The following is an 18,570-nucleotide window of genomic DNA, read 5'->3' as shown; positions in this document are numbered from 1 at the left end:
TGTTGGAACGGGTTGGGGACTGGACGGTTCGATCATGGCTTACCTTCTGTCGGTGCGGCACCTTCGAATGCCGCAATAGGCGAATCAACCTGAAAATTCACGAGAACTCGAACCTTGTCCCGTTGGTCTACGGGAACCAGGAAAACATACGTGGCCGAGCCGGACTCCCCGGGGGCGATCGTGGGGGGAAATTCGGACACATCAGGCCCACTGAGCGTGATGGAAGGCAGATCCTCCGCACCTGCGCTGACGTTCACTACGACGTCCGCCGTCGAAAGGGGGCGGTCCGTGCTGTTATGGAGAGTGACGGTGAACCGGAGGGATGGGCCGGCGACCTCACCGGCTTTTTGAGCCTGTCCCTGGACGCTCTCAAACTCGTTGATCTCGGCGGTGATGCCTTCCCGTATGGATGCTGGTTGATCCAGCGGGACCGGCGGCGCGACAGGCTGGTCCACGTTGGCAAGCTGCGCGTCGCTGCCGGTCGCGGGCGCACGAGCCGGGCTGGCCGCCGTCGGCTCCGGGGCCGGCGCGGAAGCCGGCGAGGCCGGGGCAGTTGTGCCGCCCGGCAAGGATTGCATTGCCGTCTCCGTCGGAGTCGCTGTCGGTGTCGGCGTCGGCGTCGGCGTCGGCGTCGCAACAACCCCGGTTGAGGAGCCAGCTAGACCCGCGGGACGGTTGTTGGAGGACTGGCTGGTCCCCCAGATGATGGCTCCTATCAGGAACACGGTCAGGAGAAATCCGATCACCAGGAACTGGACTCTCCGCCGGCTGTCTAGGGGACGGCCCTCTGCAGTATTCGTGCTGTTGTTCATGATTCGCTCCGAGTTGAGACCAATTTGGATGTTGAGAGGCTTCTCATATCGCCAAACCACCGGGTCGAAGCCACTGCCAGATGCATTGCGTTGAGCGCGAAGAACAAGCTGTAAACCGTGAAGAAGGCAAGCGGGGCCCCCAGCAGCAGGAACACCAAACACAGCACTCCGTAGTCAGTGGGGACTAAGAGCGCAGATTTGAGCGCTGACGACTTCCTGGGGATGGCAGCGCGGCCGGACTTCAGCAGCACCGCTGCCTTGAGCTGATCGTTCAAGATCATCGCAAAGAACGACACGGTTCCGACGATGGCGTAGCCAATCGGAACCAGGAGCCATCCATCCGAGGGAAGCTGGAAATGGCGGAAGGCCGCGATGAGAACGGCAAGGTGCAGGCTGACGATCTTCGTACTGTCCACGACGTGGTCCAGCCATTCTCCGGCCACGGAGCCACTCCCTTGGAGCCGCGCCAACTGCCCGTCTGCGGAGTCAAAGATGTATCCCAGCGCCAGCGCTGCCCAGACGAGTGCCCCGACCCACCCAGCCGGGGCGGCCGTGGCCAGCAGGATTATCCCGCCAAAGGTGAAGGTTGCACTGACCGCGGTGACCTGGTTAGGGGACATGCCGGCGCGATACGCTGCTGCCGCGACGAATCTGCCGGCCCGCCGGTTGACGAGGATGGAATATGGCGGGGCCCCGGCCGCTACGGGTTTCTGGGCGGATCCCAGCGCTGCGAGCGTTCCCTTGAATCCGGTCCGCGGCGGTGACGTCCGAGCATGCTGTGCTCCTACCCTGCTCACGATGCCACCCGGCTTTCGTCCTGCGCCCGTGCGGCGGCAGGGGGTTCGCTGTTTTGAGCGTGGGTCAGGGCACCGGAGTCCAGCCCGTAGCACAGCGTTTCGTAAAGATCTGCCACCAGGTCCCAGTCGTACTTCGCCGCAATTTCCCGGGCTTGGCTCCCTCTCGATCTGGTTCCGGCGAGACGCGCCTCAGAGTCCTCGGCCAACCGTGCGACGTCGGCCGGGTCGCGGAAGTATTCGCCGGCTGACTCCAGCACCTCGCGGTTGAAGTTGACGTCAAAAGCGTTGGTCGCCGTACCCGCACCGACCGCCCGGAGCAGGGAAGGATTGGTGCCCCCGACAGAATGGCCGTGCCAGTAGACCAAGGCGTTGGCGTACAGCTCATCCAGCAACTCCTGGTCCCAAACCCCGCCAAGGAATCGCACTCTCGAGTCTGCGGAATCCTTCACCTTTTGGCTGTACTCCTGGCCGTAAGGCGTGGTTCCCACGACGACTAAGGGGAGCTTGGCGGCGCTCCGGACATAGCCTTCAACGATCATATGAACGTGGTTTTCCGGCTCCAGCCGGGCCACCACGAGATGGTACTGCCCGGAGGACAGGCCGATGCCCGCGAGACGTTCCGGCTCCCGGGGCGCAAGTAAGGGTGCGCCGTACGAAATCAGCTGGGTGGCGGCATTGAAGGTGGCGCGGTAGTAGTCACGAATCCCGGCTGCATCTGCAATAAGGGCATTGGAAAACCGGACGGCAAATCCCTCTGCCCAGCGGTAGTACCGCTTCCCGATGGTCCCCCACTTGGCCCGCTTCCATTCCAGGCCGTCCATGTGGGTGGCAACTGGAATACGCGCCAACCGGAGAAGGGGAAGCCAAGGAGCGTTCGCTGCATTGAAAACGATTGTGGCGTCAGCCCTGCGGAACAGCAGATGAGCCACCGACAATCCGGTGTGGCTCAAAGTCTCGAGTGAGCGTCGGCGGAGTGCCGGCAGATGCACAAGCTGCATCCCCTCGTATTCCTTGACGCGGGAGTCTATGCCGTTGCCGGAGCGGCAGTAGACCGTTACCAGATGGCCGCGCTCAGCTAGCCTGCGCCCCACTTCCTCGACACAGGTTTCGAAGCCGCCGTAATGTGCGGGCACACCCCGTGTCCCGACCAGTGCAATACGTAATCCGGCACTCCGAACAGCTTTATGTTTCATTTTTCCCCCCGGGACTATGTGGTTTTAGAGAGACCTGCTGGCTGGCCCCGTGGGGCCCGGACGTTTTGAATTAGGGGATGCCTTGCAGGGGCACCCACCCCTGAGCGTCGGAGTTTAGGAGCTCAAGGGTCCGGCGAATGGCTGTGCTGGACGTGTGCACGGTGTAGGGAAAATAGACAACGTCCACGCCCACTGCCGCGAAATCTCGTTCAAGCTCCAAGCCCTTGGGCGTGCCCCTCCAGTCGTCCCCTTTGAAAAGAACGTCGAAGGGATTGGAACGCCAGGTGTCGATCTTGCGCGGGAGGTGTTCAGAAATCGCATCATCTACAAATCGGATATTGCGAACGATTTCCAAACGTTCTGCCAGCGGAATTATCGGCGGCCGGCCCTTGGTCTTGACCAGGAGCTCATCGGTGACAACGCCGGCAACCAGGAAGTCGCATTCCGCTTTGGCCTGCCGCAGCAAATTCAGGTGGCCTACATGAAATAGATCAAAGGCGCCCGCTGCATAGCCGATTCGGGGGGTCATAGCATCTCCTTCAGTACGCACCGACGGGACTGCGCATGGCTCTAAAGGTTCTCCACAGGATGACGAGGTCGCCTGTGAGCGACCAATTCTCCACGTAATAGAGATCCAGTCGGACGCTCTCCTCCCAGGGGAGGGTAGAACGGCCGTTGATCTGCCACAACCCAGTTATCCCGGGCTTAATCAGCAGCCGGCGGTGGGTGAATTTCTCATAGCTCTGGACTTCGAGAGGCAGCGGGGGCCGGGGACCGACCAGGCTCATTTCGCCGGTCAGCACATTCCAGAACTGGGGCAGCTCATCGAGGGAGAACTTACGCATCCATTGCCCGCATTTTGTAATTCGTGGATCATTTCGGATCTTGAAGAGCGGGCCGGCACCCTCGTTCAGGTCTCGCAGGGAGTCGATGTCGGTTTCAGCGGCCTGAACCATCGTCCGGAACTTCAACATGTGGAAGGGAACGCCGTTCTTGCCCGCACGTACCTGGCGGAAGATGACTGGACCCGCGCTGTCGCGCTTGACGATGACGGCCAGGATCAGCATTAGGGGCGACAAAACCACCAGCGCCGCTGAGGCAGCCACGACATCTACTACGCGTTTCAGTACGTGCTTGCCGCCGGCGTACTGAGGGAGCTCCACATGCACCAGCGGCAATCCGTCTACAGGGCGCCAGTGGATTCGCGGACCGGCAACGTTTGTGAGGCGTGACGCCAGGACGAGTTCCGTTCCGGTAGCCTCGAGCTTCCATCCCAGTTCCCGGATGTACTTGCTGCCTCCAGGGAGCGGGCCCGCAACGATGACGGCATCCGCGCCTGCGACTTTGACCATCCGTGAAATCTCAGCCAGTGTCGAGAGAACCGGAATGCGGTACCAGGGAGGCCGCAGCTCCAGGGACTTATCCAGGGTGGACAAAGCCACACCGGAAATCTGATAACCGGCGGCCGGATTCAGTTCGATCTGGTTGATCACGTACTCGACGTCCGGCGTATCTCCGATCACGATGACTCGGGAGAGGTACTCGCCCCGGCTCCGCTGCTGGTTCAGCCACTTCCGCCAAAGCCACCGGCTTCCGGTGAGCAGCACAAGCCCTAGGGGCAGGGCAATCGCAAAGTAGCCTCGTGCGACATCGAAACGGACAAAGACCATTGCTACTGCCAGGACACCGAATAGCTTGAGCGTGGCTTGAACTACCCTCTTGTATTCAGTTGCGCCTGCACCAAACGTCCGGCTATCTCGGGTGGAGTAAATCTCCAGAACTGCAATCCAGGTGACCAGGATCAGCATTGATACCACGATGTAGCTGGTTTCAAAGTCCCACTCGGCCGCCGCCGGCACCTCGGCGCCGAAGCGGAAAAGGTAAGCCGAGGCGACCGAAATGAAAATCGCTGTCGCATCAGTGATTCGGAGATGATTGGAGAATTTTTTCCACCGGCGGGTGGCTGCACTCCGGGGAACGGCGATATCGGCAGGGGATTCGTCATCCCATACCGAGTGCTGAGGCCTCGTTGAAATTTTTGCCGGGGCCGGGGTTCGGATAGTGTTCGTGGGGCGTATCCCCGCATGGAGTAGCCGGCGGTGCTTGACGTCACTCATGCCCGCCGCCGATTTCCTTGAGCCGATTAGACGACCCGCAACTATTCGCAGCAGTGAGCGCTGCGAACGGGGGCAAAGTGCGGCGCCGGGTCAGGAGGGCGGCGGCTGGCGTCTGCCGGTGCGAGAGCGTCATTTCCCGTGCGCTCTGCCGGTGAGGCTCATCCATTAGGAACAAACCGGGGGGGACCCACTGAAGCTGCTGGTCATACATGCTGAGACCTTCTAATGACTCGGTCGGCTTTGGTCCCCCTAGTCAAGGGGATGGACCTGCCCTGCACACGAGTGGGGTCTACCCCTATTCATCCGGGTAACCACTTGTAGGATTTATTTAGATTGGCTGAGTACCTGCACCGAATACCCACAAGCGATAGTGAAATACCCGTACGTCGCAGGGACGCAAGCGGTCGATTCGGCCCGGTTAGGGCCGTTCCTCATAGGCGTGGCCGGAACTGCGGGGACGAGTGTGGATCAGCTGCGTGCAGTCGGCAAGATCCCGAACCGGGCAGGTGCCTGCGACTGTTGGTGTCGGACGCAGACGCGACGGCGCAGACGCAGCGGCGTCCCACGGGAGCCCTAAGGGGCCCGTGGGACGCGGCAGTTATTCGGGAGGTCGTTCAAAGCCCTGTAGAGGCTAGGCGTTCCCTTGCACTCATGGAGTGACTGGAGTGCGACCGGAATCGACGTAGTGTTTCTGGACCTGCGCCGGGCTCAATACGCCGGGGTAAATCGAGACTTCGTCAATGACACCCTGGAAGAAGTTGCTCGACCGGACGCCGGGCCAATTAGCGGTGCTGTCCCCGCCTATTCTCCAGTAGCCTGCAAAGTCCTGCCCGCGTGTCACATCAGTCCGCTGAATGACCCGTACGCCGTCGATGTAGAGGGCCATCCCGCTCGATCCCAGGCTTGCCACGATCTGATGCCAGTTGCCGTCGTTATAGCTTCTTGCGGTACTCAGCGTCCTGCGCACGCCGTTGTTTACGCCAAAGTAGATTTTGCCCGAATTGTCCATGTAGACGTGCCTGTCATATTTAATGGATGTTCCCGTTGATCTGTCGCCAAAGCCTAGAATCTTGCCGCCGGCCGTGGTGGTCGTCTTGATCCAGGTTTCCGCGCTGAACACGCTGGGCCCGGGGATTGACGTCTGCGTGGATGCGAATCCGCTTGCGATTCCGCTAAACGTCGTCGCAGTGTTCGCATCCCCCACAATTGCGCCCGGCGTGCCCCTGGTAACGCCTGGGCCGACGACGGCGTCTGCCCATCCGGCCCAGTCGGCGAAAGTGTTACCGCTTGCCTCTCCGAGCCTCCAGAAACTCCCGGCACCATCCGTGAGTACGCCTTGGGCATACGCGCTCAGACTTGCCGAGGCCACAGTCACGTTGACATTGTCTGACCTGGTCACGTTGCCTAGCGGGTCCGTGATCTTGATGCGGTAGTTGTGGGTGGATCCTGGCACGAGGCCCGAGTCCACGACCCCCATTGCCGGCCGATTCCAGAAGGTCGACGCTTGGGTTTTGGTGTAGATGGGCGTGGCCTCATTGCCGTCGCGGATGACTTCATACTTCAGGTTCTCGTTGTCCTGGTCCCAGTCTGCCCGCCAACCCACACGAGCGGTTCCGGGTTTCGCAGAGAGCAGGGTCGGGTTCATGGCACTGCCGGTCAGTACGGGCCCTCGTTTGTTCGGGGCAAGGCTCTTGACCGCGAACCTGACCAGTCCCTGCTGAGGGGTTCCGTTGACCTTGGGAAACTCTCCGCCCAAAATGACGTACTGCGAATTTCCAGTCACAGTCCAAGCGCCCTGGCTGGCGCCGGTAAATGTTCCGGCGTCAATGTCCGGGAACCAGGGCAGGAGGGATGGCCGGGGGGTGCCAGCAAAGTTAAAGTAGCTGGTGCTCGGTTCAGTCGTTATGGTCCCTGTTCGGGCCTTACTGAAGGAAAGGGCGCGGTGATGGGTTCGAGGGGAGGTCTCGGGGAAGCCTCCGATATTGCCGCAGTAATGGGGGTGGCCCACGACGTAGACCGCTGTGTCCGAGGGGTAGACACCATAAGAGTCTCCGTGGCAGTCTTCCACCCAGTTGACCACCCCTCCGTTCCAGGTGGCGGAGAATGCACCTTCGAGGTTGCCCCCCGAGCCGAACACATAGCCGGTGCCGTAAACGCTCGTTCCGTCCGTGGCAAGGCTATAGATTGAGGCGTTGGCCCCACCGTTGCGTGCCAGGCCGTTGACGGCCCACGGCAATAGGTCTCCCGTCAAAGTGTTCAGGGCCGCCATGCCGTAACCCGGGTTGCTCGATCCGTTCACACTTGTGAAGCTCCCGCCCGCGACCAACTTTGTGCCATCTGGAGAGATCACCATGTTGTTGACGTCTCCACCCGCGACCACAGGATTCCAGCTCAGCAGCGCAGCATCTGAGGCGCGGACCGCAGCTAGGCGGGACCGGCTGACAGAACCGACGCCGCTGAACCAGCCGCCCATGAAAACGGAAGTGTTCGTGGCTGCCAGGGCGTATACGCGCGAATTCACTTTCGGGGCAAAACTCGTGATCAGGGCTCCCGTGGCCGGATTCAGCGCCGCCACGTAGGGCTGCGACACGCCGTTGACCTGGGTGAAAGCGCCGGCGACATAGATCCGGGAACCATCGGGGGCTGCGGTGATGGCCTTTGCCTGGGCATTCAAGCTCGGCGCGAACGTCGTATTGAGATTTCCTGTCGTTATGTCATAAGCCAGAATGTTGTTCCGAACCACTGTGTTGGTCCCGGGAGCCGAACCGGCCGGTCGCGCGGTCGTGAAACTACCCACCACATAAACAGTGTTGCCCACGACGAGTTGCTGCCACGCCACACCATCTATCTGCACTGTCGGCAACGCGTCCGCAGAGACCGTGGGTGGCGTGGCCGGGTTGGCGGGATCTGACGGCGCGGTGTCGGCCAAGGCGCCGGGACCCGGCAACAACGCGAGCGCGAGCATCATGGCGACAGCCACAGCCCCGACAACCACCCCTTGGGTGGCGCGCAGGACGGAGTGCGTCGACAACGCCTGCCTCGTTGAGCGCGGTAGGTGACTCCCGTCCCCGCACGGCCGCGCGGGATTCTTCCCGCATACCTCGACGATACTCATGATTTTCCTCCTGATGTGGCCTCGGTAGAGGCATTTGCAGTTGAAGAAACGAGGCCAGCAGGCGCGGGTCTGATCCTCTGTCTAAAGCGGAAGGAGGCCCGGGGGCCCGGATTCGGACAACGCCCGGGGGTCGAGCCTGGACCGCCCCGCACTGGGGCGGCAGGAAAGACTCGATGGACGACGACAAAACATATTGATGCCTTCTAGCAACTCGGTCGGCTGTGGTCTTCCTAGTAGATTGGATTGCCCTCCAGTGCACACGAGTGACAACTACCCTGTTGGATGGGCGGACCACTCGAAGGAAGCACGTGGAGTCAGCCGTTAGGGTGCGTCCCTTTACCCGCATCGGGGGCAAAATTACCTATCCTGCTTTGCCTGAATGCCAACACCCCGCCGTCGCGGCACAAAGACCAGCTGCGATGTCAGTGCACGGTGCCACAGGATGCCGGGCACGCCGGATACCTCCGGTTTCTGCGCGCAGCCAGGACTGGTGTATTCGGCTGGCGCGCCAGACTGAGGTAATGTAAACCTCGTTGATCGGGACTCACGGCTGGAATTCAGGCCGGTCCCACTGCGGCTGTAGCTCAATGGTAGAGCGCTAGCTTCCCAAGCTTGATACGCGGGTTCGATTCCCGTCAGCCGCTCCAAATGCCCCCACAGCATCCCGGGCTCCTATTAGGTTGCTACCTGTATCGTCGGAAGTCAGGAACCTCTTCGGTTCCGCTACAGGAGCAATCATGGCTGACAAATCCCCCCGTCAAGCAGCATCCAAGAAATCCGGCAAATCCATTAAGGAAAAGCGCGCTGACAAGAGGGCCGCTTCAGCGCCGGCCAGCTCCCTCGATAAAGTGACCGCCGCAAAGACGGCGAGCCCCAAAAAGAAGTGACCCGTTCACCGAATTACCTCACGCTCGGCATCCTCGCCGGCACACGCAAACCGGACGAGCGGCGCCTCCCGATCCACCCCCTGCACCTGGACCGCATCGCGCCGGAGATCCGGGACCGGTTGATCCTCGAGGAAGGCTACGGCGAGCGCTTCGGCCGGTCCGACGCCGAGCTCGCACCCCTCGTGGGGCGCATCGCGCCGCGACAGCAACTGCTGGCGGAAGCCGACGTCGTCCTCCTGCCCAAGCCGCAGCCCGAGGACCTGGCCGAACTCCGGGACGGGCAGGTCCTTTGGGGCTGGCCGCACTGCGTCCAGGACCGGGCCGTCACCCAGCTGGCGATCGACAAGAAACTCACGCTGATCGCCTTCGAGGCCATGAACCACTGGGCCAGCGACGGCGGCTTCGGCCTGCATGTCTTCCACAAGAACAACGAGCTCGCCGGCTACTGTTCCGTGCTGCATGCCCTGGCACTGACCGGTTCCACCGGAGACTACGGCCGCCGGCTGAGCGCCGTCGTGATCGGCTTCGGGGCTACCGCCCGCGGCGCCGTGACGGCGCTGAATGCCCACGGTGTCCATGACGTGCAGGTGCTGACCAACCGCGGTGTTGCCGCCGTTGGCTCTCCCATCCACTCGGTACGCATCGCGCAGTTCGACCATGACAGCGAGGCGCCGTTCCTGAGCGAGGTCATCACCGAGCGCGGGCGCGTGCCGCTGGCGCCGTTCCTGGCCGCGAGCGACATCGTGGTCAACTGCACGCTGCAGGACCCCAACGCGCCGCTGACCTACCTGCGCACCGGGGACCTGGCCGCCTTCCGGCCCGGCAGCCTGATCGTGGACGTCTCCTGCGACGAGGGCATGGGCTTCAGCTGGGCGAAAACCACCACCTTCGCCGAGCCGATGTTCAAAGTGGGTGACCACATCGACTACTACGCCGTGGACCACAGCCCGTCCTATCTGTGGAATTCCGCCAGCTGGGAAATCAGCGAGGCGCTGCTGCCGTTCCTCGAGATCGTGGTGTCCGGCCCCGAAGCCTGGGCGGGAAACGAGACTATCCGCCGCGCGATCGAAATCCGCGACGGCGTGGTCCTGAACCCGGATGTGCTGCAGTTCCAGCAGCGGGAAGCCGAGTTCCCGCACCGCCCCTTGGAGCTCTAGGGGTTTCCGCGACGAATCAGGGCAGCCGCTGCGTGGATCCACGTAGCGGCTGTCCTTTTTCGGTGCGGAAATCGGTCGGGACGATCCGCAGCAGCCGGCGCCGGTCTTTCAGGTCCACTTTGAGCATGAGCTGCCCGCGCCGGGCGAGGACGACGGCGACGGTCGCGGCAGCCAGCACCGGGACGCCGCCGGAGACGAGGACGGCGGTGTGCGGGTCCGCGTGCTCGGCCAGCCAGCCCATCATCGGGCCGCCGATCGACTGGCCGCCGATCAGCACCATGATGTACAGGCTCATGACCCGCCCGCGGATCGCCAGGTTGGCGCTGACCTGGACCAGCTGGTTCGCGGCGGTCAGGAACATCAGGCACCAGAATCCGGCCAGCACCATGGCCGCGCCGAACCAGGCCATGGACGGTGCCAGGGAAGCCAGGCACAGCATGAGCCCGTACATCCCGGCGCCCAGCACCACGGAGCGCAGCCGCAGGGCGCGCCGCCGGGCCGACGTGATGGCGCCGGCCAGGGCGCCGAGGGCCACGAGCGTGTTGAGCAGCCCGTAGCCGCCGGCACCGGCGTCGTACACGTGGTCCGCGAACGCGGCCAGCAGCACCGGCAGGCTCATCGCGAACACCGCGATGAACCCGGCCATCAGCCAGGGCCAGTAGATGGTGGGCTTGCTGAGCGCATAGTCCAGCCCTTCCCGCAGCATGCCCGGGCGCTTGGCGGCCGGGGTGCTGACATGCAGCTGGTCCTTGCGCAGGCTCAGGAGCATGGCCACCGTGAAGCAGCAGGCCACCGCATTGGCGGCAAAGGCCCAGCCGGCCCCCACGGCGGTCAGCAGGATCCCGGCGATCGCAGGACCGATCAGGCCGCCCAGCTGGAAGATCGTGGAATTCACGCTGATCGCGTTTCGCAGATAGCCGGGGCCCACGAGCTCGTTGACGAACACCTGGCGGGCCGGCTGGTCCAGCACGGTCACGAGGCCCAGAACCAGCGCGATCGCGTAGACGTGCCCCACCTCGATCCGCTGGCTGAGCGCCAGGACGGCAAGGACCGCGGCCAACGCGGCTGCCACCGACTGGCACAGCATGAGGATCTTCCGCTTCGCGAAGCGGTCCGCCATCATGCCGGCCCACGGGCCGAGGAACAGGGACGGCAGGAACTGCAGGGCCACGGTGATGCCGACGGCGGTGACGGAACCGGAGAGCTGGAGCACCAGCCAGTCCTGGGCGATCCGCTGCATCCAGAGCGCGATGACGGCGACGAAGTGCCCGATCGCGAAGATGCGGAAGTTGCGGACCTTGAGCGAAATGAAAGTGTGGCGCCAAGGCAGAGGCTGGCTGACGACGGCGAGTGGTTGGGTGATGGTGTCCGGCAGGGAAGCTGCGTTCGCCTCTAGCGGCGGAGGGGGTGCCACGGAAAAGTCCTCAAAAGAGCGGGTGAGTGGAATGGACTTAACGCTAGGCTGGCCCCAAGAGATTATGGAAGCCTATTCCACGCATAACTCGCATTACAAAACGCAATGCAGGGTATGCGGCACCCGATCCGGAGACCGCCATGTTCGAACCCGCCCAGCTCCGCTCGTTCCTGGCCGTGGCCGAAACCTTGAGTTTCACCAAGGCCGCCGAGCGCCTCGGCCTGGCCCAACCCACCGTCAGCCAGCACGTCCGCAAGCTGGAGACCGCCGCCAAGCGGGTGCTGATTGCCCGGGATACCCGGGATGTACGCCTGACCGACAACGGCGATGCCATGGCCGGCTTCGCCCGCAGCATCCTCGCCGCGCACGACTCCGCCGCCCGCTATTTCTCCGGCTCCGCCATGCGCGGCCGCCTGCGCTTCGGCACGGCCGATGATCTCGCCATCACCGGGCTGCCACGCATCCTCCGGGAGTTCCGGCAGATCTATCCCCAGATCAACCTCGAGCTGACGGTCGGGCAAAGCGACCAGCTCTACAAGCGCCTGAACGCCGGGCAACTGGATCTGGTCTTTGTGAAATGGGTGGCCGGGGCCAAGGACGGAACCGTGGTCCAGCAGGACGCCTTCGCCTGGGTCGGCCTGGAGCAGACCGTGCTGGAACCGGCTGATCCTGTCCCGCTGATCGCCTACCCCTCCCCCAGCCTGAGCCGGAAGCTTGCGATCGACGCCCTGGAGGCCACCGGGCGCACCTGGCGGATCACCTGCACCACGCGCCAGATCAGCGGCGTACTGGCCGCCGTCCGGGCCGGCATCGGTGTGGCGGTAATGCCTTCCTCCCTGGTGCCGGAGGATCTGAAAATCATCACCCGCCGCTTCGATCTGCCGCCGGTGGGCGACGTCGATTTCACGCTCATCCGCAATCCGCTGGCCAATACCGAGGTGATCGATGCCCTGACGCAGGCGATCGTGGGCCGGACCCTGAAGCGACCGGCCTGACGCGCGGGCGGTCCCGCAGCCAGCGCTGATCCTGTCACGGTACCTACGGGGCGGACTACCCGGACCCGAGCAGTACTTACTTGACCATTGAACGGTGCACGTACTTCATCTATCCTGACACTACTTAAGATCCACCGTTCGAGGTCAAGCAGTGGCCCACGACAACGATTCGAAAAACGAACGCTGTCCGTCGCTGGCGCCTGTGGCTGGCGTCGGAACGTTCGGGATAGGCCGCCATTGATGCCAGCCATTAATCACCCCCGATTGCCCGCCCCCGCCGCCCACGCGACAAAGTCCGCCCGTCAGGTAACCGCGCCGGCCCACCCCGCAGCGGCCATGCACCACTCGACCGCCGGAATGCAGCACTCAGCCGCGGCCCAGCACGCGGCCACCCCGGGCCAACGGGGAATCCGCCCGGCTACCCTCGCAGAGTCCGATTATGTGGCCAGCCCGTACTGCGAACGCTGCGGCACGGACGAGTTCATTTACCTGGAGACCTTCGTCCCGGCAACGCACCGGCGGGACGGCTCGGTCAGCAAGCTCGGCGAGGTCACCTACTTCTGCTCGGGCTGCGACGATTTCTCCGCCCACGCGGTCCCCGCTTCCTGGGTCCCGCCGGGCTGGTACTTCGGCTAGCCCCGACTCCGCTTATCGCCTTGGCCGTTAAACGCCGCCGCCGTGCCGCACCTTATGGTGCCTGCACAGCGGCGGTGTTTTTTGGGTTTCAGGGTTTTAGCACGCCCGAGCCGGGGTTTTAGCAGCCCCGGGCTAGATCAGGGCGTCCGAGATGTGGTTGGGCGTGCCGAAGCGGTGCGCCGTGATGCTGATGGCCTGCTCGTGCAGGAACGGCAGCAGTTCCACGCGTCCGGCTTCCGTGACGGGGTGGACATACACCGCCAGGTCCGGGCGTCCGCCCGTGGACTCGGCCAGCGCCTTGGCGTCCCCGCCGATCAGCCGGATCCGGGCGCCGGAGAGCTTGCCCGCCGCGGCGAGGGTGCCGGCGGAAGCGAGCCATTCGGCGTCGTTCTCAACAGTCGCGGCGATGCCAAGCCCGGACAGGACGGCGCGCAGCTGGGCGGGCAGTTCGACGGCGGTGGAGACCGTCAGGACGGACCCGGCCAGGACGCCGGCGGCGACGGTCCGGACGAGGCCGGCAAGCGGCTCGCCTTCCGCGAGGCGGACCGTGACGGGCAGAGGACGGTAGCGGAAGACGTTGCGTTCCGCACTTAGGCCGGAGACGTCCTTCGCGGTGCCGAACTCTTCGGCCCAGGCGCGGGCGTCGGAGGCGAGCGCGCGCTGCAGCGGCGCGAGTTCGTCGGCGGTCAGGAAGCCCTTGGCGGCGTCCTCGATCCGGCGGACGCCGGCGTGGGCGGGAGCAGCGCCCGGGGTGCCGGCGGCGGTGCTGGGCTTGCTGACCCATTCGCCGAGGCCGACGAGGTAGTTCGGGCCGCCGGCCTTGGTGCCGGCGCCGACGGCGGATTTCTTCCAGCCGCCGAAGGGCTGGCGCTGGACAATCGCGCCGGTGATGCCGCGGTTGACGTAGAGGTTGCCGGCCTGGATGGTGTCCAGCCAGATCCCCAGTTCCTCGCTGTTCAGCGAGTGCAGGCCCGCGGTGAGGCCGTATTCGATCTGGTTCTGGATCGCGATGGCCTCCTCGAGGGTCTCTGCGGTCATAACGCCCAGGACCGGGCCGAAGAACTCGGTGAGGTGGAAGTAGGATCCGCGGCGGACACCGGAGCGCACGCCGGGGCTCCAGAGTTTGCCCGAATCATCGAGCTTCCGCGGCTCGACGGCCCAGGTCTCGCCCTCGCCGAGGGTGGTGAGGGCGTTCAGGAGCTTGCCGTTGGCGGGCTCGATGATCGGGCCCATCTGGCTCGCCGGGTCCTGGGGGTAGCCGACCTTGAGCGAGGTGACGGCGTCGATCAGCTGGTTGTGGAAACGCTTCGACTTCGCCACGGAGCCGACGAGGATCACCAGCGAGGCGGCGGAGCACTTCTGGCCGGCGTGGCCGAACGCGGAGTACGCGACGTCCTTGGCCGCGAGGTCCAGGTCCGCGCTCGGGGTGACGATGATGGCGTTCTTGCCGCTGGTCTCGGCCAGCAGGGGCAGGTCCTTGCGGAACGAGCGGAACAGCTCGGCGGTCTCGTAGCCGCCGGTCAGGATGACGCGGTCCACGGCCGGGTGGGAAATGAGCTGCTGGCCCAGTTCCCGCTCGCCCAACTGGACCATGGTGAGCACGTCGCGCGGAACGCCGGCCTCCCAGAGGGCCTCGATCATGACGGCGCCGCTGCGGCGGGCCTGCTTGGCGGGCTTGACCACGACGGCGGAGCCGGCGGCGAGGGCCGCTAGGGTGGAGCCGGCCGGGATGGCGACCGGGAAGTTCCACGGCGGCGTCACAACGGTGAGCTTGGCCGGGACGAAGGTGGCGCCGTCGACGTCGTCGAGCTTGCGGGCGGACTCGGCGTAGTAGTGCGCGAAGTCGACTGCCTCGCTGATCTCCGGATCGCCCTGGTCGATGGTCTTGCCGGTCTCGGAGGCCATGACCTCGAGGAGGTCGGCGCGGCGGGCCTCGAGGACGTCGCCGGCGCGGTGCAGGATTTCGGCGCGCTCGGCGCCGGAGAGCGCACCCCAGGCCTTGCCCTTCTCGACGGCGGTATCGATCACGGCATTCAGAGTGGCAGCATCGTTGATCGTGGCGGCCTCGACGGAGGCGTTGCCCAGTGTCGACGTCGTGACGCGGCCCAGGATGGCGCGGCCCCAGTCGCGGTTCGCGGGCAGCGACGGATCTGTGTCGGCAGTGTTCTCGAACGAGTCGTGCGGCAGCGGCGCGGCCGGAAGGGCGCGGTTCTGCAGCCGGTTCGGGCCCGGGACCTCGTCGTCGAGCTTGGTCAGCGAGGCGAGGAAGCGCTGCTTCTCGCGCTCAAACAACGTTTCGTTTTCGCTGAGTTCGAACACGGCGGACATGAAGTTGTCCTGGCTGGCGCCCTCTTCGAGGCGGCGGATCAGGTAGGCGATCGCGACGTCGAACTCGGCAGGGTGGACCACGGGAGTGTAGAGCAGGAGGGAGCCGACGTCTTGTCTGACGGCTTCGGCCTGACCCTGGGCCATGCCGAGCAGCATCTCGAATTCGATGCTCTGCTCTGCGGTATCCGCGATGCCGCGCTGCTTGGCCAGGAGCCAGGCGAAGGCGATGTCGAAGAGGTTGTGGCCGGCGACGCCGATCCGGATGTTGCGGATCCGGTCCGGGTGCAGCGAGTAGTTGATGACGCGCTTGTAGTTGGTGTCCGAGTCCTGCTTGGTGCCCCAGGTGGCGAGCGGCCAGTCATGCAGGGAGGCCTCGACCTGCTCCATCGGCAGGTTGGCGCCCTTGACGACGCGGACCTTGATGGCGGCGCCGCCGTCGGCGCGGCGGGCGGCGGCCCAGTCCTGCAGGCGGATCATGGCGGACAGGGCATCCGGGAGGTAGGCCTGGAGCACGATGCCGGCCTCCAGGTTCTTGAACTCGGGCTTGTCCAGGATCCGGGTGAAGACCGCGATGGTCATGTCCAGGTCCTTGTATTCCTCCATGTCCAGGTTGATGAACTTGGCTTTCTGGCCAGTGGACGCGTAGGAGGCGGCGCGGGCGAAGAGCGGGGTGAGCTTCTCTACGACATGCTCCACGGCCTCGTCGAAGGCCCAGGCGGAGTGCGGGGCCACCGTGGAGGAGACCTTGATCGAGACGTAGTCGACGTCGGGCCGGGACAGCAGGGTGTGCGTGCCCTCGAGCCGGCGGGAGGCCTCGTGTTCGCCGAGCACGGCCTCGCCGAGGAGGTTGACGTTGAGCTTGATGCCGTCTTTGCGGATCTTGGCGATGGCCGGGCCGAGCTTGGCGTCGGTGGCGTCGACAATGAGGTGGCCGACCATTTCACGCAGCACCCGGCGGGCAACCGGGATGACCACCTGGGGCAGGACCGGGGCCATGGTGCCGCCGAGGCGGACCGCGCTGCGCATGTACCAGGGCAGGAAGGCCGGGACCTTGGGGGCCAGTGCGGCGAGGTTGCGGGCGGCGACCTGCAGGTCTTCGGGACGGACGACGCCGTCGACGAACCCGACGGTGAAGTCCAGGCCGTTGGGGTCCTTCAGGACCCCGGCGAGCTGCTCGGCCGAGGCGTCGACGGGCACCTTTGCGGCCTCGGTGAGCCAGCGGCGCACCAGCGCGATGGTGTCCTCGGCGAGGGCTGCGGCCTCAAGGACCGTGGAGCCTTCCGAAACGGCGGCGTGCGTGGCGTCGTTGCCTGCGGCGTTTCCGGTGGTGGCGCCGGGCTCCGTGGAGATGTTGGTCATGGCTGAAACACGTTCTTTCTCAAAATGTGGACCTCTTACGAAACAGTATGCGACCGGATTTTCATAAGATAAAGCGAAGTTTTCTGAGCAATACCGGTTAGAAAAACCGATGCTTCCGGTTCCCGCCCGAACGTTCGGGAACCACCCCTGCCGCTTAAAAACCCGTTGCGCTATCACTTCCGGGCCTTAAAACCCGGGAAGAGCCGGGAATGGGAGCCAGAAGTGATAGCGCAACGGGGGGGTGGGGCGGCTAGGTCAGGGGGCGGTGCATCTCCACGATCTCCTCGTGCCGCGGGCTGTCAGGGTTCATCAGCGAGTGCCTGCGGCCGTACGTGAAGTAGATGATCAGGCCGACGATGAGCCAGACGACGAACCGCAGCCAGGTCTCCCAGTGCAGCTGGAACATCAGGAAGAGCGAGGCAAACACGCCGAACGCCGGAACCACGGGCATCAGCGGCAGCCGGAACGTCCGCGGGGCGTCCGGCTTCTTGTAGCGGAACACGATCACCGACACACAGACGACGACGAACGCGGCCAGGATGCCGATGTTGGTCAGGTCTGCCACGGCCTTGATCGGGAGGATGCCGGCCAGGATTGCGGCCCCGACGCCGGCGATCCAGGTCACGCGCTGGGGCGTGCCCTTCCGGTCCGTCTTCGAGAACCAACCGGGCAGCAGGCCGTCGCGGCTCATCGAGAACCAGACGCGGGTGACGCCGAGGAGGAAGGTCAGCATCACGGTGAGGATGGACAGGACGGCGAACACGGAGATGATCGTCGCGATCACCGGAAGGCCAACGCTGTTGAAGGCGGAGGCGAAGCCGGCCTTGGGGTCGATCTCCGTGAAGTTCTGCATGCCGGTGAGCACCAGGGTGGCGGCGGCATAGAGCAGCATGGCGATGACCAGCGAGAGGATGATCGCCTTGGGCATGTGCTTCTTGCCGTCGGTGGCCTCCTCCGCCGCGGTACTCATGGCGTCGTAGCCGAACACCGCGAAGAACACCGTAGCGGAGCCGGCCACCACGGGACCGAAACCGCTGGGGAAGAACGGGTTGTAGTTGTTGGTGTTCACGTAGAAGATGCCCAAGCCGATGATGAACAGGATCAGCAGCACCTTGATGCCGACGGCGATCAGTTCGAAGCGGCCGAAGGTCTTGGTACCGCGGGAGAGGATCCAGGTCACGAGCAGGCAGACGAGGATCGCGGGAAGGTTGATGATGCCGCCGGTGCCTTCATCCGGCGTCGCGGTCATCCAGGCGGGCATATGGATGCCGATACCGGAGAGGAACGCGTCGAAATAGCCCGAAATACCGATGGCCACCACGGCGACGATGGCGATGTACTCCAGCAGCAGGTCCCACCCGATGAACCAGCCGATGATCTCGCCGAGGGCAACGTAGCCGTAGGTGTAGGCCGAGCCCGCCCGCGGGATCATGCCTGCGAACTCCGCGTAGGACAGCGCCGCGGCGGCGGATGCCAGACCGGCGATCAGGAAGGAGATGAGCACGGCCGGTCCGACTCCGGGCTCGGACTCGCTGCCGTGGGCCACAAGGCCCGCCAAGGAGAAGATGCCGACGCCGATAATGCCGCCGACGCCGATGGCCGTCAACTGCCAGAGCCCCAGGCTCCTGTGCAGACCGCTGTGTTTGTTTTCTTCCTCGATGTCGTCGATGGGCTTGCGCCGCATGATCGACTGTGACAAATCCCGTGTAGCCATGAGGGCCTCCTGCTTAGGTGCGGTGCCCATCACTCCACCCTGTGAT

General features: G+C 64.4%; 13 protein-coding genes and 1 tRNA gene. 5 read left to right on the top strand and 9 right to left on the bottom strand.

Annotated elements, in window-relative coordinates:
• Window positions 1-32: 32 nt before the first annotated feature.
• The 6 genes from AC1DBX_RS08660 to AC1DBX_RS08635 all read right to left on the bottom strand — a co-directional run bounded on the left by AC1DBX_RS08660 (window position 33) and on the right by AC1DBX_RS08635 (window position 7,887).
• Window positions 33-455, bottom strand: a complete 423-nt coding sequence (locus AC1DBX_RS08660; protein ID WP_476931546.1) for a hypothetical protein — start codon at window positions 453-455, stop codon at window positions 33-35.
• Between the two features lie 353 nt (window positions 456-808).
• Entirely contained in the window at window positions 809-1,432 is a 624-nt protein-coding gene (locus AC1DBX_RS08655) for a CDP-alcohol phosphatidyltransferase family protein (RefSeq protein ID WP_476871760.1), read from the bottom strand.
• Between the two features lie 173 nt (window positions 1,433-1,605).
• Entirely contained in the window at window positions 1,606-2,802 is a 1,197-nt protein-coding gene (locus AC1DBX_RS08650; protein WP_476871761.1) for a DUF1972 domain-containing protein, read from the bottom strand.
• Window positions 2,803-2,872: 70 nt separating this feature from the next.
• Window positions 2,873-3,331 (bottom strand): FAD synthase family protein, encoded by a 459-nt coding sequence (locus tag AC1DBX_RS08645; protein WP_476871762.1) that lies wholly within the window; start codon window positions 3,329-3,331, stop codon window positions 2,873-2,875.
• Between the two features lie 10 nt (window positions 3,332-3,341).
• Entirely contained in the window at window positions 3,342-4,919 is a 1,578-nt protein-coding gene (locus AC1DBX_RS08640) for a sugar transferase (RefSeq protein ID WP_476871763.1), read from the bottom strand.
• A gap of 649 nt (window positions 4,920-5,568) precedes the next feature.
• Window positions 5,569-7,887, bottom strand: a complete 2,319-nt coding sequence (locus AC1DBX_RS08635) for a LamG-like jellyroll fold domain-containing protein (protein WP_476871764.1) — start codon at window positions 7,885-7,887, stop codon at window positions 5,569-5,571.
• Between the two features lie 720 nt (window positions 7,888-8,607).
• Here AC1DBX_RS08635 and AC1DBX_RS08630 point away from each other — a divergent pair.
• The 3 genes from AC1DBX_RS08630 (at window position 8,608) to AC1DBX_RS08620 (ending at window position 10,078) form a co-directional block, all read left to right on the top strand.
• Window positions 8,608-8,681, top strand: a tRNA-Gly gene (locus AC1DBX_RS08630).
• A gap of 90 nt (window positions 8,682-8,771) precedes the next feature.
• Window positions 8,772-8,921 carry a hypothetical protein gene (locus AC1DBX_RS08625; protein ID WP_018774018.1) on the top strand — a complete coding sequence of 50 codons (150 nt, stop codon included), beginning with the start codon at window positions 8,772-8,774 and terminating at the stop codon, window positions 8,919-8,921.
• Window positions 8,918-10,078, top strand: a complete 1,161-nt coding sequence (locus AC1DBX_RS08620; protein WP_476931545.1) for a N(5)-(carboxyethyl)ornithine synthase — start codon at window positions 8,918-8,920, stop codon at window positions 10,076-10,078. The genes AC1DBX_RS08625 and AC1DBX_RS08620 overlap by 4 nt, the downstream gene beginning before the upstream one ends.
• Window positions 10,079-10,094: 16 nt before the next feature.
• On the opposite strand, the gene AC1DBX_RS08615 is transcribed toward AC1DBX_RS08620, so the two are convergent.
• Window positions 10,095-11,492 (bottom strand): MFS transporter, encoded by a 1,398-nt coding sequence (locus AC1DBX_RS08615; RefSeq protein ID WP_476931544.1) that lies wholly within the window; start codon window positions 11,490-11,492, stop codon window positions 10,095-10,097.
• A gap of 140 nt (window positions 11,493-11,632) precedes the next feature.
• Here AC1DBX_RS08615 and AC1DBX_RS08610 point away from each other — a divergent pair, with 140 nt between their 5' ends.
• Both AC1DBX_RS08610 and AC1DBX_RS08605 read left to right on the top strand, forming a co-directional pair.
• The gene (locus AC1DBX_RS08610) at window positions 11,633-12,487 is read left to right on the top strand and encodes a LysR substrate-binding domain-containing protein (protein ID WP_079550633.1); all 855 of its coding nucleotides are present in this window, start codon (window positions 11,633-11,635) and stop codon (window positions 12,485-12,487) included.
• 357 nt (window positions 12,488-12,844) lie between these two features.
• Entirely contained in the window at window positions 12,845-13,123 is a 279-nt protein-coding gene (locus tag AC1DBX_RS08605; RefSeq protein WP_476871766.1) for a hypothetical protein, read from the top strand.
• Between the two features lie 132 nt (window positions 13,124-13,255).
• Here AC1DBX_RS08605 and AC1DBX_RS08600 read toward each other — a convergent pair whose 3' ends face one another.
• Both AC1DBX_RS08600 and AC1DBX_RS08595 read right to left on the bottom strand, forming a co-directional pair.
• Entirely contained in the window at window positions 13,256-16,810 is a 3,555-nt protein-coding gene (locus AC1DBX_RS08600) for a proline dehydrogenase family protein (RefSeq protein WP_476931543.1), read from the bottom strand.
• Window positions 16,811-17,060: 250 nt separating this feature from the next.
• The gene (locus tag AC1DBX_RS08595) at window positions 17,061-18,524 is read right to left on the bottom strand and encodes an amino acid permease (protein ID WP_476931542.1); all 1,464 of its coding nucleotides are present in this window, start codon (window positions 18,522-18,524) and stop codon (window positions 17,061-17,063) included.
• Window positions 18,525-18,570 lie beyond the last annotated feature (46 nt).

It is taken from the genome of Arthrobacter sp. 10N44_2, from assembly GCF_056394385.1.
Note: the sequence above shows the minus strand (reverse complement) of the source record. Positions and strands in the feature narration are given on the sequence as shown.

What these genes read in the sequence shown, in the direction of transcription:
- AC1DBX_RS08655 (WP_476871760.1), bottom strand. Translation starts at nt 1,432, where the DNA reads ATGTCCCCTAACCAGGTCACCGCGGTCAGTGCAACCTTCACCTTTGGC.
- AC1DBX_RS08650 (WP_476871761.1), bottom strand. Translation starts at nt 2,802, where the DNA reads ATGAAACATAAAGCTGTTCGGAGTGCCGGATTACGTATTGCACTGGTC.
- AC1DBX_RS08645 (WP_476871762.1), bottom strand. Translation starts at nt 3,331, where the DNA reads ATGACCCCCCGAATCGGCTATGCAGCGGGCGCCTTTGATCTATTTCAT.
- AC1DBX_RS08640 (WP_476871763.1), bottom strand. Translation starts at nt 4,919, where the DNA reads ATGAGTGACGTCAAGCACCGCCGGCTACTCCATGCGGGGATACGCCCC.
- AC1DBX_RS08635 (WP_476871764.1), bottom strand. Translation starts at nt 7,887, where the DNA reads ATGATGCTCGCGCTCGCGTTGTTGCCGGGTCCCGGCGCCTTGGCCGAC.
- AC1DBX_RS08625 (WP_018774018.1), top strand. Translation starts at nt 8,772, where the DNA reads ATGGCTGACAAATCCCCCCGTCAAGCAGCATCCAAGAAATCCGGCAAA.
- AC1DBX_RS08610 (WP_079550633.1), top strand. Translation starts at nt 11,633, where the DNA reads ATGTTCGAACCCGCCCAGCTCCGCTCGTTCCTGGCCGTGGCCGAAACC.
- AC1DBX_RS08605 (WP_476871766.1), top strand. Translation starts at nt 12,845, where the DNA reads ATGCAGCACTCAGCCGCGGCCCAGCACGCGGCCACCCCGGGCCAACGG.
- AC1DBX_RS08600 (WP_476931543.1), bottom strand. Translation starts at nt 16,810, where the DNA reads ATGACCAACATCTCCACGGAGCCCGGCGCCACCACCGGAAACGCCGCA.
- AC1DBX_RS08595 (WP_476931542.1), bottom strand. Translation starts at nt 18,524, where the DNA reads ATGGCTACACGGGATTTGTCACAGTCGATCATGCGGCGCAAGCCCATC.